17 protein-coding genes are annotated in these 15093 nt (G+C 59.8%); 15 read left to right on the top strand and 2 right to left on the bottom strand.

All coding sequences use genetic code 11. The features are described from left to right. Window positions 1-7 precede the first annotated feature (7 nt). The 5 genes from ispH to GTP55_RS20990 all read left to right on the top strand — a co-directional run bounded on the left by ispH (window position 8) and on the right by GTP55_RS20990 (window position 4885). Window positions 8-973, top strand: coding sequence for a 4-hydroxy-3-methylbut-2-enyl diphosphate reductase (ispH, locus tag GTP55_RS21010; RefSeq protein ID WP_161046800.1), 966 nt, complete (start codon window positions 8-10; stop codon window positions 971-973). A 248-nt stretch (window positions 974-1221) separates the two neighbouring features. Next, window positions 1222-2151 carry a branched-chain amino acid ABC transporter permease gene (locus GTP55_RS21005; protein ID WP_161046799.1) on the top strand — a complete coding sequence of 310 codons (930 nt, stop codon included), beginning with the start codon at window positions 1222-1224 and terminating at the stop codon, window positions 2149-2151. 12 nt (window positions 2152-2163) lie between these two features. Next, window positions 2164-3381, top strand: a complete 1218-nt coding sequence (locus GTP55_RS21000; RefSeq protein WP_161046798.1) for an ABC transporter permease subunit — start codon at window positions 2164-2166, stop codon at window positions 3379-3381. A gap of 11 nt (window positions 3382-3392) precedes the next feature. Next, complete coding sequence (locus GTP55_RS20995; RefSeq protein ID WP_161046797.1) at window positions 3393-4163, top strand: ABC transporter ATP-binding protein; 771 nt, start codon at window positions 3393-3395, stop codon at window positions 4161-4163. Further along, complete coding sequence (locus tag GTP55_RS20990) at window positions 4163-4885, top strand: ABC transporter ATP-binding protein (RefSeq protein WP_161046796.1); 723 nt, start codon at window positions 4163-4165, stop codon at window positions 4883-4885. The genes GTP55_RS20995 and GTP55_RS20990 overlap by 1 nt, the downstream gene beginning before the upstream one ends. Window positions 4886-5077: 192 nt before the next feature. Here GTP55_RS20990 and phaP read toward each other — a convergent pair whose 3' ends face one another. Beyond that, window positions 5078-5635: a TIGR01841 family phasin gene (gene phaP / locus GTP55_RS20985; RefSeq protein ID WP_161046843.1), complete on the bottom strand. Its 558-nt coding sequence runs from the start codon at window positions 5633-5635 to the stop codon at window positions 5078-5080. 341 nt (window positions 5636-5976) lie between these two features. Between phaP and GTP55_RS20980 the strand changes: the two genes are divergently transcribed. The 3 genes from GTP55_RS20980 (at window position 5977) to pbpG (ending at window position 8791) form a co-directional block, all read left to right on the top strand. Beyond that, on the top strand, window positions 5977-6885 hold the full coding sequence (locus GTP55_RS20980; protein WP_161046795.1) for a DMT family transporter: 909 nt from the start codon (window positions 5977-5979) through the stop codon (window positions 6883-6885). Window positions 6886-6895: 10 nt separating this feature from the next. Then, the gene (locus GTP55_RS20975) at window positions 6896-7591 is read left to right on the top strand and encodes a nitroreductase (protein WP_161046794.1); all 696 of its coding nucleotides are present in this window, start codon (window positions 6896-6898) and stop codon (window positions 7589-7591) included. A 129-nt stretch (window positions 7592-7720) separates the two neighbouring features. Next, complete coding sequence (gene pbpG / locus GTP55_RS20970) at window positions 7721-8791, top strand: D-alanyl-D-alanine endopeptidase (RefSeq protein WP_161046793.1); 1071 nt, start codon at window positions 7721-7723, stop codon at window positions 8789-8791. On the opposite strand, the gene GTP55_RS20965 is transcribed toward pbpG, so the two are convergent. Next, window positions 8773-9552 (bottom strand): IclR family transcriptional regulator, encoded by a 780-nt coding sequence (locus GTP55_RS20965; RefSeq protein WP_110844810.1) that lies wholly within the window; start codon window positions 9550-9552, stop codon window positions 8773-8775. The two genes, pbpG and GTP55_RS20965, sit on opposite strands and share 19 nt — an antisense overlap. A gap of 95 nt (window positions 9553-9647) precedes the next feature. Here GTP55_RS20965 and GTP55_RS20960 point away from each other — a divergent pair, with 95 nt between their 5' ends. The 7 genes from GTP55_RS20960 (at window position 9648) to cysW (ending at window position 15093) form a co-directional block, all read left to right on the top strand. Continuing rightward, window positions 9648-10031, top strand: coding sequence for a diacylglycerol kinase (locus GTP55_RS20960; protein WP_110844809.1), 384 nt, complete (start codon window positions 9648-9650; stop codon window positions 10029-10031). Between the two features lie 88 nt (window positions 10032-10119). Beyond that, window positions 10120-11124, top strand: a complete 1005-nt coding sequence (locus tag GTP55_RS20955) for a sulfate ABC transporter substrate-binding protein (protein WP_161046792.1) — start codon at window positions 10120-10122, stop codon at window positions 11122-11124. Window positions 11125-11140: 16 nt separating this feature from the next. Beyond that, a complete protein-coding gene (locus GTP55_RS20950; protein ID WP_161046791.1) occupies window positions 11141-11701 on the top strand; it encodes an RBBP9/YdeN family alpha/beta hydrolase in 561 nt (186 codons plus the stop codon). A gap of 27 nt (window positions 11702-11728) precedes the next feature. Beyond that, the gene (locus tag GTP55_RS20945) at window positions 11729-12367 is read left to right on the top strand and encodes a peroxiredoxin (RefSeq protein ID WP_161046790.1); all 639 of its coding nucleotides are present in this window, start codon (window positions 11729-11731) and stop codon (window positions 12365-12367) included. 85 nt (window positions 12368-12452) lie between these two features. Continuing rightward, window positions 12453-13229, top strand: a complete 777-nt coding sequence (locus GTP55_RS20940) for a sulfite exporter TauE/SafE family protein (protein WP_161046789.1) — start codon at window positions 12453-12455, stop codon at window positions 13227-13229. Between the two features lie 95 nt (window positions 13230-13324). Further along, window positions 13325-14200, top strand: coding sequence for a sulfate ABC transporter permease subunit CysT (cysT, locus tag GTP55_RS20935; protein ID WP_161046788.1), 876 nt, complete (start codon window positions 13325-13327; stop codon window positions 14198-14200). Window positions 14201-14202: 2 nt separating this feature from the next. Further along, window positions 14203-15093, top strand: coding sequence for a sulfate ABC transporter permease subunit CysW (cysW, locus tag GTP55_RS20930; protein WP_161046787.1), 891 nt, complete (start codon window positions 14203-14205; stop codon window positions 15091-15093).

Below are 15093 nucleotides of genomic sequence, written 5' to 3'. Positions count from 1 at the left end.
GGAATGCATGAGCGATAAAGAACTCCTGCTGGCCCAGCCGCGCGGCTTTTGCGCCGGCGTCGACCGCGCCATCGAAATCGTCGAACGCGCGCTGCAACAGTTTGGCGCGCCGATCTACGTGCGCCACGAAATCGTCCACAACGCCTATGTGGTGGCCGACCTGCGCGCCAAGGGCGCGGTCTTTATCGAGGATCTGAACGAAGTCCCTCCCGGCAATACGCTGGTGTTCTCGGCGCACGGCGTGTCGAAGGCGGTGCGGGCGGAAGCCGACGCGCGCGGCTTCAGCATCTTTGACGCCACTTGCCCGCTGGTCACCAAGGTACACGTGGAAGTGGCCAAGATGCGCAAGCAGGGCTGCGAGATCATCATGATCGGCCACGACGGGCATCCGGAAGTGGAAGGCACCATGGGCCAGACCGAAGAGGGCATGTATCTGGTGGAAACCGTGGCCGATGTGGCCACGCTGCAGGTCGCCAAGCCGGACCAGCTGGCTTACGTGTCGCAGACCACGCTGTCGGTCGACGACACCGCCGACATTATTGCCGCGCTGAAGGTCAAATATCCCGCCATCATCGAGCCGAAGAAGGGCGATATCTGCTACGCCACCACCAACCGCCAGGAAGCCGTGAAGTTCATGGCGCCGCAGGTGGAAGTGGTGATCGTGGTCGGCAGCCCGAACAGCTCCAACTCCAACCGCCTGCGCGAAGTGGCGGAGAAGAAGGGCACGCCAGCGTATATGGTCGACAATGCCACGCAGATCAAGCCGGAATGGCTCGAAGGCAAGCTGCGGGTCGGCGTCACCGCTGGCGCCTCGGCGCCGGAAGTGCTGGTCCAGGCAGTGATCGACCGCCTGAAGGAACTGGGCGTGCGCAGCGTGCGTCCGCTGGAGGGCGTGGAGGAGAATGTCACCTTCCCGCTGCCCAAAGGTCTGGACGGCGGGCCAAAAACTGCACCAATCGAGGGCACGGTCTGATCCTTTACCTTTAAAAACGGAATATAATTCCGTTCTGTTCGCGTTATTCCGGGATTAGTTTTCTGGAATTCTCGTTATTATTTGCCTCGCCCTAAAAAGTTGTCCTTTCGGCTTAATAAAACCGGGCGATGGAGGCACCAGGCAGGCATGAAACTTGCATCGTGAACGTGTAGTCAACGGCGGCACTACGGGGACACCCGGGTGCCGTTTTTGTTACATGGACGCATAACAATAGGTAAAGGCAGAGCATGGATACTTTTATCCAACAAATTATTAACGGGCTAGTGCTAGGCAGCATGTACGCACTGGTCGCGCTGGGTTACACCATGGTGTACGGCGTACTGAATCTGATCAACTTCGCCCACGGCGATGTGCTGATGATCGGCGCCATGACCGGCTTGACGATCCTCAATTTCCTTAACACCCATTTCCCCGACATGCCGGGCGCCGTTAAACTGGCCATCGCCATCGGCGGCGCCATTCCGGTCTGCATGATCGTCAACATCATCATCGAGCGCGTGGCGTACCGCCGCCTGCGCAATGCGCCACGGCTGGCGCCGCTGATCACCGCGATCGGCGTGTCGACCCTGCTGAACGTGTTTGCCATGATGATCTGGGACCGCAACCCGCTGCCCTTCCCGCAACTGCTGCCGTCCGACCCGGTCATGATCGGCGGCGCTGTCATCACCCCGACGCAGATCCTGCTGCTGGCGCTGGCGTTGGTGTCGATGGCCGGCCTGGTGCTGCTGGTGGAAAAAACCAAGATGGGCCGCGCCATGCGGGCGACGGCGGAAAACCCGCGCGTCGCCGGGCTGATGGGCGTCGATTCGAACCTGGTCATCGTCGCCACCTTCGCGCTGGGCGCGGCGCTGGCGGCCGTGGCCGGCGTGATGTGGGGCGCCAACTATGCGTCCGTGCAATTTACGATGGGCTTCCTGCCGGGCCTCAAAGCGTTCTGCGCGGCGGTGCTGGGGGGCATCGGCAATATCTACGGCGCGATGGTCGGCGGCATTGTGCTGGGCATTATTGAAAGTCTCGGCGCTGGCTACATCGGCGACCTGACCGGCGGCTTCCTCGGCAGCCACTACCAGGACATCTTCGCCTTCGTGGTGCTGATCCTGGTGCTGACGGTGCGTCCGTCCGGCATCATGGGCGAGCGCGTGGCGGACCGGGCATAAGGGCAGACGACCATGGCACTGATTAATTTCGACTTTCAACGCAATCCGCGCAAGGCCGCTGTCAGCACGGCGGTGCTGGTGGCGCTGTTGCTGATCTTCCCGTTCTTTGCGCAGCAGTTCGGCAACTCCTGGGTGCGCATCGCCGACATGGCGCTGCTGTACATCATGCTGGCGCTGGGCCTGAACATCGTGGTCGGCTTTGCCGGCCTGCTGGACCTGGGCTATATCGCGTTTTACGCGGTCGGCGCCTACCTGGCCGGCCTGCTGGCCTCGCCGCAGTTTGCGGCGCTGCTGGAATCCATCATCAACCAGTACCCGGTGCTAGGCGATTCGCTGGTGGCGATCCTGGGACCGGAAATCCAGCAGAACGGCATCCACCTGTCGGTCTGGGCGATTGTGCCGATGGCGGCGGCGCTGGCCGGCTTCTTCGGCGCGCTGCTGGGGGCGCCGACGCTGAAGCTGCGCGGCGACTACCTCGCCATCGTCACGCTGGGCTTTGGCGAGATCATCCGCATCTTCATGAACAACCTGAACGAGCCGATCAATTTCACCAACGGTCCGCAGGGCATCAATATGATCGACCCGATCCGCGTGTTCGGCGTCAACCTGGGCGGCGAGGCCGGTTCGCGCGCCACCGTGTTTGTCGGCGGCTTCGGCATTCCTTCGGTCAACGCCTACTATTTCCTGTTCCTGGCGCTGTGCGTGGCGGTGGTGTTCGTCACTTCGCGCCTGCAACATTCGCGCCTGGGCCGCGCTTGGGTGGCGATCCGCGAAGATGAAATCGCCGCGAAGGCGATGGGCATCAACACCCGCAACGTCAAACTGCTGGCGTTCTCGATGGGTGCGTCGTTCGGCGGCGTAGCGGGCGCCATGTTCGCCTCGTTCCAGGGCTTTGTGTCGCCGGAGTCGTTCTCGCTGACCGAATCGATCGTGGTGCTGGCGATGGTGGTGCTGGGCGGTATCGGCCACATCCCGGGCGTGATCCTTGGCGGGGCGCTGCTGGCGGCCCTGCCGGAAGTGCTGCGCCACGTGGTCGAGCCGCTGCAGGAGAAGCTTTTCGGGCACGTGCTGATCGAGGCGGAAGTGCTGCGCCAGCTGCTGTACGGCCTGGCGCTGGTGCTGACTATGCTGCTGCGGCCGGCCGGCTTGTGGCCCGCGCCCAAGCATGAAGACCGGCCGGATGGCGACTCCGACACCAAGAATCAATCGTCCGGCGTGATCGCGGCGTAAGGAACCCAGACATGAGTGAACAGGTAATTCTCCAGATCGCCGGCGTCAACAAGCGCTTCGGCGGCTTGCAGGCGCTGACCGATGTTGGCATCAAGATCATGAAAGGCCAGATTTACGGCCTGATCGGCCCCAATGGCGCCGGTAAGACGACATTCTTCAATGTGATTACCGGCCTGTACCAGCCAGACACCGGCACCTTTGAGCTGGCCGGCAAGCCGTATTCGCCGTCCGCCCCGCACGAGGTGGCCAAGGCTGGCATTGCCCGCACCTTCCAGAACATCCGCCTGTTCGGCGAGATGACGGCGCTGGAAAACGTCATGGTCGGTCGTCATGTGCGCTCCAAACAGGGGGTGTTCGGCGCCATCTTCCGCCACAAGGCGGCGCGCGACGAAGAGGCGGCGATCCGCCAGCGCGCGCAGGAGCTGCTGGATTTTGTCGGCATCGGCAAGTTTGCCAGCCGCACCTCGAAATTCCTGTCGTACGGCGATCAGCGCCGCCTGGAAATCGCCCGCGCGCTGGCGACCGATCCACAACTGCTGGCGCTGGACGAACCGGCGGCCGGCATGAACGCCACCGAGAAACTGGCATTACGCGAATTGTTGATCAAAATCAAAGAACAGGGCCGGACGGTGTTGCTGATTGAACACGATGTCAAGATGATGATGAGCTTGTGCGACCGCATGATGGTGCTGGAGTATGGCAAGCCGATTGCAGAAGGACTGCCGGCGGAGATACAAAGTAATCAGGCGGTGATTGACGCCTACCTGGGAGGATCGCATTAATGAGCGACAATGTTCTTAAAGTATCGGGACTGAAAGTCGCGTACGGCGGCATTAAAGCCGTCAAGGGTATCGATCTGGAAGTGAATAAAGGCGAGTTAATTGCTTTGATCGGCGCCAATGGCGCCGGTAAAACCACCACGCTGAAAGCGATTACCGGCACGCTGCCGCCGTGTAAAGTCGAAGGTACGATTACTTATCAGGGTGAATCGCTGAAAGGCAGTAAATCTTTTCATTTGGTTGAGAAGAAACTCGCAATGGTTCCGGAAGGCCGTGGTGTATTTACCCGGATGTCGATTCAAGAGAATCTGATGATGGGTGCCTATACTCGCAATGATAAGGCCGGGATTGAAGCGGATATTGCCAAGTGGTTTGACATATTCCCACGCCTGAAGGAACGTGCGCAGCAATTGGCGGGAACGTTATCGGGTGGCGAACAGCAAATGCTGGCAATGGCCCGTGCATTAATGTCGCATCCCCAGTTGCTGTTATTGGATGAGCCGTCGATGGGCTTGTCGCCGATTATGGTGGAAAAGATTTTCGAGGTGATACGCAATGTCTCGAAAGAGGGTATTACCGTGCTGCTGGTGGAACAGAATGCGAAACTCGCCCTGCAAGCGGCGCACCGTGGTTATGTCATGGAATCCGGCAATATCACCATGACCGGCAATGCCAAGGATATGTTGGACGATCCACGCGTCAAGGCCGCCTACCTGGGCGAATAAACGCGAAGCTGCAGCACCACTCCGGCACAAGCCGTACAGCACACGCTGTGCGGCTTTTTTATTGCCCAGTTCATGCCAAAAATTGGCGTGTATACGCCGTTTTCTGGCGTAGAGCGGACATAAAAAAAGCCCCGGATGAACCGGGGCTTCTTACGAGATAGATGGCACCCTACCGTGCCGTCTTATCTGTATTTATTTCTTAGGCGTTACTTTCGCGGCAGCAGCGTTGAATTGGCTCACGGCGGCATTCACATTGCTTTCCATCGATTCAACAGCTTGTTTGGCGGTTTTGGTGAACTGCTCGTAACCAGCGGTGGCATTGCCGATTGCCGATTTAAACAGTGCCACGGCATTTTCGCTGCCGGCTGGCGCGTTTTTGCTGACTTCATCCACCAGCGAAATCACTTTACGATTGGTTTCGGCGATTTGGTTTTCAGCGGCTTTGCTGAATTCAGCGCCCGTGGTGCTGGCGATGGTTGCCAGGTGACGGCCGTACGCCAGGGTTTTTTCTGCATTCGGCTGAGCTTGAGCAGTAGCCAGCGAGAAGAATTCTTGTGGATCTTTAGCAGCCAGCAATTGCTTGGTGGTGGCCGACGTTTCTTCCAGCGAAGCCTTGGCAGCGGTCAGATTCAAATCGACGAATTTCTCTACGCCTTCAAATGCTTTATTGGTCAGGGTCGAGAAGATTGCGAATTGCGCTTCGAAATTGGCTTTGGTCGCATTGGAAAATTGCTCAGGAATCGAAAACATTTGGTTCTCCAGAAAATAGTCGTTCATTAAAATAACTGCTTGTGTGTGTTTCTACCGTCGGTGAGAAACAGCCCAACTACGTTTCAGACCGAACAACAAATTGTGCAACGCAACAAACCCGATTTTACGACCTCCAGAAATTAAGTCAAGCGATTTTTTGTGCGTTGCATCAAAGAAGTTGAAGTTCATCTATTGAAAATATTTTCCTAAAGAACTATTCCTTAAGAATGAGGCAAACAGCGGCTTTCCGGTGGAAAAATTGCTGCCGTGTTAGACTCAGTCCGACCCGAATCGGCGCCACCTGCTGGCGCCGATTGCCTTTTAGTTCACAAGTTATTCCGATGCCCGATACGCCCCACGCCGCGCAAACTGCCCGGCAGGCCAGTTTTTGGTCGCCGTTGCCTCTGTTTTTCGTGCTGTTATGGAGCAGTGGCTTCATCGTTGCCAAGTTCGGCCTGCCTTACGCGCCGCCGCTAACGTTCCTGCTGTTGCGCTTTCTCGGCGTGCTGGCCTTCCTGGTGCCGGCCGTGCTGGTGCTGCGCGCACCTTGGCCGCATGGCAAGATCGGACACATCGCGCTGGCCGGGCTGCTGGTGCAGGCCGGCTACCTGATCGGTGTCTGGTGCGCCATCAAGCAGGGTATGCCGGCCGGTTTGTCGGCGTTGATCGTCGGCATGCAGCCGATCCTGACGGCGTTCGCGGCGCCGCTGATTGGTGAAAAAGTGCTGCCGCGCCAATGGTTGGGCTTGTTGTTTGGCCTCGGCGGGGTAGGGCTGGTGGTCGCTGCCAAGATCCAGCTGGTCGGACTTTCGGCGAATGCCATTTTGTTGTGCGTGCTTGCACTATTGAGTATCACCGCTGGCACGCTGTACCAGAAACATCACTGCCCGCAGTTCGACCTGCGGGTGGGCACGGTGATCCAGTTTGCCGCCTCATCGCTGGTGGTATTGCCCCTGGCGATGTACTTCGAAGGGCTTGGCCCGGATTTTGCTGCGGTTCAGTGGACACCGCGCTTCGTGGGAGCCTTACTGTGGTCGGTGCTGGGCTTGTCGATCGGCGCGATTTTCTTGCTGTTTGCGTTGATCCGCAGAAATGACGCCACCCACGTCACCAGTTTGATGTATCTGACGCCGCCGACCACCGCTATCATGGCATGGCTGATGTTTGGCGAAGCTTTTAATGCCCTCGGCATGGCTGGCATGGCGCTGGCGGTGACGGGCGTGATATTTGTAGTCAAGAAATCCAAGTGAGCGAGGAAGCATGATTTCAACTCCCGAGCAGCAGGCGGTCGACGCCGCGATCATGTCGCGCCGCTCCCTGCGCGCCTTTTTGCCGACGCCGGTCGCGCGCGAGGATATCGAGCAGATTTTGCAGGTGGCCGGCCGCGCGCCGTCGGGCACCAACACGCAGCCGTGGAAAGTCTATGTGTTGCAAGGCGAACGCAAACAGCAGTTGTCTTCGGCAATATTGGCCGCATATAGTGATCCAGAGCAGGCCAGTCAGCACAAGGAAGAGTACGCCTATTACCCGCAGGAATGGGTGTCGCCTTATATAGACCGCCGCCGCAAGGTTGGCTGGGATTTGTATTCGCTGCTGGGCCTGACTCGCGACAACAAAGCCGGCATGGCCGCCCAACATGCAAAGAATTACGATTTCTTCGGCGCCCCGGTTGGCCTGATCTTCACCATCGACCGCGTGATGGCGCAGGGGTCGTGGCTGGATTACGGCATGTTCCTGCAGAACATCATGGTCGCGGCCCGCGCGCGCGGCCTCGACACCTGCCCGCAAGCAGCTTTTACCCAGTATCACCGCATCATTGATGAGCAATTGCAGTTGCCGGAAAGCGAAACGGTAGTCTGCGGCATGTCGCTAGGTGTGGCGGATTTGAGCAAGATCGAAAACTCTTTGATTACTGAGCGGATGCCGCTCACAGAATTTGTTAAATTTGTCGAGTAGGACTAGCTTGTTTTTTCCGCTATTGCGCCAACACAACCATTGGTGCGATGAGTGTTAAATTTCCTTGCGCTGGCGCAGCGTTTTGCTACACTGCAACGGTCTTGGCTGATTTCTTTTTTGGGGATACGAATGATCAAACTCGCATTAAGCGCCCTTATTTCGCTGATGTTTGCTTCCGCAGCCATTACCGTGCAGGCAGCCGATGCCGGCAGCGCGCCCAATAAAAAGCTGGTGCTGAAGAAACGCCAACCGGTGCGGGTGGCCGCCGCCGATGCGAGCGACCGCATGGTCAAGCGCGTGATCAAGGTCAAGGGCAAGCGCAAGGTGGTGTATCAGCGCGTGCTGGCCGCCGCGCCGGCGGTGCCGACCATGGGCGATCTCGCCGGCCTGAGCCAGACGCACGATCCGCTGGACCTGAAGTCCAATGTGGCGCTGGTGCTGGACCAGGCCAACTCGGAAGTGCTGTTTGAAAAGAATTCCAACGTTGCCCTGCCGATCGCCTCCATCACCAAGATGATGACCGGCCTGATCGTGGTGGAAGCCAAGCAGGACATGGACGAGATCCTGACCGTCACCGACGAGGACGTGGACCGCGAAAAATTCAGCAGCTCGCGCCTGAAAGTCGGCACGCAGATGACGCGCGCCAATATGCTGCACATCGCGCTGATGAGTTCGGAAAACCGCGCCGCCTCGGCGCTGGGCCGCAACTATCCGGGCGGCCGTCCGGCGTTTGTCGAAGCGATGAACGCCAAGGCGCGTGAGCTGGGCATGAGCGACACCCATTACGTCGATTCCAACGGCTTGTCGAAAATGAATGTGGCCAGCGCGCGCGATCTGGCCAAGCTGGCGATGGCGGCCTATCAGCAGCCGATGCTGCGCCAGTTCTCCACCGATCCGAAAGCCACGGTGGAACTGAGCAACGGCCGGCCGATGCAGTTCGGCACCACCAACCATCTGGTGGCCAGCCCGGACTGGGCGATCGGCCTGCAGAAAACCGGTTTCATCAATGAAGCAGGGCGGTGCCTGATGATGCAGGCCGTCATCGAAGGCCGCTCGGTCATCATGGTATTCCTCGATTCCAAGGGCAAGCAGTCGCGGACGGCGGACGCCGGCCGCATGCGCAAATGGCTGGAAGCGCTGCGTCCGGCCAACCTGGTCGGCGGCGGCAGCAGCACCGGTGCTTATTCGACCGGCATGTAACCCAGCGTGACGGAGATCTGGCGCGCAGTCAGCACCAGATCTTCCAGCCAGTCTTCCTGCAGACGGTCGGCCGGCGCCGAGATCGACAGCCCGGCAATCAGTTTGCCGCTGTCGTCATAGATACCGGCGGCCATGCAACGCACCCCCAGCTCCAGTTCTTCATTGTCGCGAGAGTACCCGCGTGACTTCACCAGACCCAGTTCGCGCTCCAGCTTACCCAGATCGGTAATCGAATTCTTGTTGTGCCCGGCCAGCCCGGTGCGCGTGGCGTAGGCGCGGATGGCTTTCGGCTCGTCCACCGACAGGAACAGCTTGCCGGTCGAGGTCAGGTGCAGCGGGCCGCGGCCGCCGATGGCGCGCACCACCTGCATGCCCGAGCGCTCCGAGAAGGCGCGATCGATGTAGACGATCTCGTCGCCCTGGCGCACCGACAGGTTGATGGTCTGCTGGGTTTTTTTGTGCAGTGCACGCATAAAATCCAGCGCCGCTTCGCGCACCGATAGCCGGCTCTTGACCACATTGCCCAGTTCCAGCAGGCGCATGCCGAGCCGGTAGGTGCCCGGTTCGACCCGGTCGACAAAGCGGGTCACCACCATGTCGTTCAGGATGCGGTGAGCGGTGGACGGGTGTAGCCCCGAGACCTTGGACAATTCCTTGAGGCTGACGGGGTCGGGATACTTGGCCAGCGCATCGAGCAGCGCCACCATGCGTTCGATCACCTGGATGGTGGTCTTCTGCTCGGGAACGGATTCGATTTTCATGATGTGGTTGGTGCAATGCGGTAAGGGATACCTGATTTATACCATAATGTGGTAAAAGGTGCATAATATGCTATTCACAACGCACACTATTCCCCATGCAACCGATCAGCGAATTCAAGAGTAAAAGTGGTCTCAAACGTATCCACCAGGCGTTTTTCTATTCGCTCGATGGTTTCCGCTCGGCGTGGCGGAATGAACACGCTTTCCGCCAGGAGGTCAGCGTGTTCGTGGTCGGCACCATCATTGCCCTGCTGTTGCGCGTGTCGGCATTTGAAAAGCTGGTGCTGATCGGCGTGCTGATGCTGATCCTGATTGTCGAGCTAATCAATTCCTCGATCGAAGCGGTGGTGGACCGGGTCTCGCTGGAACGCCACCCCTTGTCCAAGAACGCCAAGGATTTTGGCAGCGCGGCCGTGTTGCTGACCTGTTTGCTGGCGATCGCCACCTGGGCGGTGGTGCTGTATAACCGGTTCATATGATTTTTCGGTATATAGAACTGATAAAAGCTTAGTTCTCATTTATAAGGCGCGGCAGTAATCTGGAGACCTTCACTACTAGGGGAATCAAATGCTGTCCAAAAAAATTATTGCCGCTGCTGTTCTCGCCATTTCCGCCGTCGCCCCAGCAATGGCAGCGGACATCTCGCTGTTGAATGTGTCGTATGACCCAACGCGCGAGCTGTACCAGGACGTCAACACCGCATTTGCCAAAGAGTGGAAAACCAAGACCGGCGACACCGTCAAGATCAAGCAATCGCACGGCGGTTCCGGCAAGCAGGGCCGCGCTGTGATCGACGGCCTGGAAGCCGACGTGGTCTCGCTGGCCCTGGCCTACGACATCGACGCCATCGCCGAACACAAGCTGCTGTCGCCGGACTGGCAGAAAAAGCTGCCGCACAACAGCACGCCGTACACCTCGACCATCGTGTTCCTGGTCCGCAAGGGCAATCCTAAGGGCATCAAGGACTGGGCCGACCTGGTCAAGCCAGGCGTATCGGTGATTACCCCGAATCCAAAAACCTCCGGCGGCGCCCGCTGGAATCACCTGGCCGCCTACGGCTACGCGCTGCGCCAGCCGGGCGGTAGCGAAGCCAGCGCCAAGGACTACCTGACCAAGCTGTATAAAAACGTGCCGGTGCTCGATTCCGGCGCGCGCGGCGCCACCACCACCTTCGTCGAGCGCGGCATCGGCGACGTGCTGATCGCCTGGGAAAACGAAGCGCTGCTGGCCGTGAAGGAACTGGGCCCGACCAAGTTCGACATCATCGCGCCATCGGTCTCGATCCTGGCGGAACCGCCAGTGGCCGTGGTCGATAAAGTGGTCGACAAGCGCGGCACCCGCAAGGTGGCGGAGGCTTACCTGAACTTCCTGTACACCGACGAAGCGCAGGACATCATCGCCAAGAACTACTACCGTCCCGCCACCGAGAAAGCCGCCAAGAAATACGCCGGCCAGTTCCCGAAAGTAAAGCTGTTCACCCTGGCTGATGTGGCCGGCGACTGGACCAAGGCGCAGAAGACCCACTTCGCCGACGGCGGCCTGTTCGACCAGATCTACCAGCCCAACAAGTAATCTGCGAGGTAAGCTAATGACCAGCGTCTTTGAACAGTTTCGCGTGCTGATCGCGCCCGGTCTGCATGACAGCGGAGCGGATCACTGGCAAAGCCGCTGGCAACGGCTGTTCCCCGCCTTCGAGCGGGTGCAGCAGGATGACTGGGAAGTGCCGGACCTGCCGCGCTGGTCGGCGCGGGTCGATCAGTTGCGTCAGCGTGACAACGATCCACGGCCGGTCTTGATCGTGGCCCACAGTTTCGGCGCGCTGGCCACCGTGCATAGCGTGGCGCGCCACGCCGACGGCGTAGCTGGCCTGCTGCTGGTGGCGCCGGCCGATCCCGACAAATTCAACGTGGCGGCCTTGCTGCCGCAGCAGGCGCTGGCCGTGCCGTCCATCATGGTCGGCAGCACCAACGATCCGTGGATGGCCGCCCCGCGCGCCGCCTTGTGGGCGCAGCGCTGGGACAGCCGCTTTATCAACGGTGGGCCGCTGGGGCATATCAACGCCGAGTCCGGTCTGGGCGATTGGCCGGAAGGCCTGGAAACCTTGTACTTCCTGGCCAGTCAGGTGCACAATGACGTGCTGTCAACGTGATGCTTTTTTCTATTCTGGAGACCAACTATGACTATCCGCCTGGGCGATACCGCGCCTGATTTCGAACAAGATTCTTCCATCGGCCCACTGAAGTTCCACGAGTGGGCTGGCAATTCGTGGGTGGTGCTGTTTTCGCATCCGGCCGACTTCACGCCGGTCTGCACCACCGAGCTGGGCCTGACTGCCAAGCTGAAGCCTGAATTCGACAAGCGCAATGTCAAAGCCATCGCGCTGTCGGTTGACCCGGCCGAGTCGCACAAGGCCTGGATCAAGGACATCGAAGAAACGCAGAAGACCGTGGTCGGTTTCCCGATCATCGCCGATGCGGACCGCAAGGTGTCGGGCCTGTATGACATGATCCACCCGGAAGCGTCGGCCACGGCCACCGTGCGTTCGCTGTTCGTGATCGATCCGAACAAGAAAGTGCGCCTGACCATCACCTATCCGATGAGCACCGGCCGTAACTTCGACGAAGTGCTGCGCGTGATCGATGCGCTGCAACTGACCGATGGCTACACCGTGGCCACGCCGGGCAACTGGAGAGATGGCGACGACGTCATCATTCCGCTGACTGTACAGGATCCGGAAGTACTGAAGCAGAAGTATCCAAAGGGCTTCACCGCCGAGCGTCCGTACCTGCGCGTGACTCCGCAACCAAATAAATAAGCGAGCAAATAAGCTTATTAGTTTTCCGTTGTTTGGATCTTTCCCCAGAGTAGGATAACCTTCGGGCTTACTTTGGGGAAATCGCATGGATGTGCAATTCGTCGTTTCAGGATTCGCAGTCGGCTTACTGGTCGGCATGACCGGTGTCGGCGGCGGTTCGCTGATGACGCCGCTGCTGACCTTGCTGTTCGGTGTCACGCCCGCCGTGGCGGTCGGTACCGACCTGGCGTTTGCCTCGCTGACCAAGGGCGTCGGCACCTTCACCCATAGAATGCGCGGCACCGTCCATTGGGACATTGTCCGCCGCCTGTGCATCGGCGCATTGCCGGCCGCCTTCTGCGCCAGCCTGGCGCTCAAGCACTTCGGCACCCTCAACAAGGAGATGGGCCAGATCATCCGCTACATGATCGCCAGCTCGGTGCTGCTGACCGTGATCGCGCTGCTGTTCAAACGCAAGATGCTGGCCTGGATCAACGCCCATCCCGAACGCCAGCTGCAAGGCCGCGCGCTGAGCACCGCCACCATCGTTTCCGGCGCCGTGCTGGGCACGTTGGTGACGATTTCCTCCATCGGCGCCGGCGCGATTGGGGCCACCTTGCTGGTGATGCTCTATCCGCGCCTGACCGCCGCCGAAGTGGCCGGCACCGACATCGCCTATGCGGTGCCGCTGACCGCCATCGCCGCCGTCGGGCATTGGTGGCTGGGCTCGATCAACTGGAGCTTGCTGCTGACCCTGCTGGTCGGTTCGCTGCCCGGCATCACCATCGGCGCCTACGCCGCGCGCGCGGTGCCGGAACGCCTGTTGCGGGGCTTGCTTGCGGTAACACTTGTTGCCGTGGCGGCAAAGCTCGTATATAGCTGAATCATCTAATCAAATGACTATTGCTTCGTTTGTATTATGAAGCAGAGGTGAGAACATGCAGCCCTTATAGAAGGTTTTGTAATAAGGGAGCATTCATGTCAGCTGTTCTTGCAGCATCCGAGGTCACCCCGCCAGTGGCCAAGCGGGGCGCACCATTCCGCGTGATGCCGGGATTCCGGCTCTCGCTGGGGTTCACCATTTTTTACCTGACGCTGATCGTCCTGATCCCGCTGTCTGCCGTATTCCTCAAAACGTTCACGCTGACCTGGGAATCGTTCTGGGCCACGGTGACCTCGGCGCGCGTGATGGCCTCGTACCGATTGACGTTCGGCGCCTCGCTGCTGGGCGCGTTCATCAACGTCATCTTCGGCGGCATCGTGGCCTGGGTGCTGGTGCGCTATGAATTTCCCGGCAAGCGCATTATCGACGCGCTGGTCGACCTGCCGTTCGCGCTGCCGACCGCCGTGGCCGGCATTACGCTGACCGCGCTGTATTCGGCCAACGGCTGGCTCGGCCAGGTGATCGAAGGCATGTGGGGCATCAAGGTGGCGTTCACGCCAATCGGCGTGGTGATCGCGCTGACCTTTATCGGCCTGCCGTTCGTGGTGCGCACCGTGCAACCGGTGCTGGAAGACGCCGAACGCGAACTGGAAGAAGCCGCCGCCAGCCTCGGCGCCAACGCCTGGCAGACCTTCTCGCGCGTGGTGTTCCCGACCATTATGCCGTCGCTGATGACTGGCTTCGCGCTGGCCTTCGCCCGCGCCACCGGCGAATACGGCTCGGTGATTTTCATCGCCGGCAATATGCCGATGGTGTCGGAAATCACGCCGTTGTTCATCATCACCAAGCTGGAGCAGTACGACTACGCCGGCGCCACCGCGATTGCGACGGTGATGCTGGTGGTGTCCTTCCTGATGCTGTTGGGGATCAATCTGCTGCAGGCCTGGGCACGCGGAAAGTCGGGGAAATAATCATGAGTGCTACGCCTGTCACTGCACCGCGTCGCGGCGAACTGCCGTCGGCGCCGAAGAGCCTGGAACCAGGCTGGGTGCGCGTCGTCCTGATCGCCGTTGCGCTGATCTTCCTGACCTTGTTCCTGTTCGTGCCGCTGGTCTCGGTATTCTACGAAGGCCTGAAAAAAGGCTGGGACGCCTATGTCGCCGCAATCATTGACGAGGACGCCATCTCGGCCATCAAGCTGACGCTGATCACCGCCGCCATCGCCGTACCGCTGAACCTGGTGTTCGGCGTGGCCGCCTCGTGGTGTATCGCCAAGTTCGAGTTCCGCGGCAAGAGCATTTTGCTGACCTTGATCGATCTGCCGTTCTCGGTGTCGCCGGTGATTTCCGGCCTGATCTACGTGCTGCTGTTCGGCGCGCAGGGCTACTTCGGGCCATGGCTGATGGACCACGACATCAAGATCCTGTTCGCGGTGCCGGGCATTGTGCTGGCCACCATCTTCGTCACCTTCCCGTTCGTGGCGCGCGAGCTGATCCCGCTGATGCAGGCGCAGGGCAGCGAAGAAGAAGAGGCCGCCATCGTGCTGGGCGCGTCGGGCTGGGACACCTTCCGCCGCGTGACGCTGCCGAATATCAAGTGGGGCCTGCTGTACGGCGTGATCTTGTGTAACGCCCGCGCCATGGGCGAGTTCGGCGCGGTGTCGGTGGTGTCCGGTCACATCCGTGGCGAGACCAACACCATGCCGCTGCAAGTGGAGATTCTCTACAACGAATACAACTTTGCCGCCGCCTTTGCCGTGGCGTCGCTGCTGGCGCTGCTGGCCCTGGTGACGCTGGTAGTGAAAACCTTTATCGCCTGGCGCCTGAACGAATCCGTCGCTGACGACGCCCGCCTTTCGGAGTAA

Source organism: Duganella margarita, assembly GCF_009857535.1.
Taxonomy (GTDB): Bacteria; Pseudomonadota; Gammaproteobacteria; order Burkholderiales; family Burkholderiaceae_D; genus Rugamonas; species Rugamonas margarita.
The sequence above is the reverse complement of the archived record's forward strand: the minus strand, read 5'-3'. Positions and strand labels throughout refer to the sequence as shown.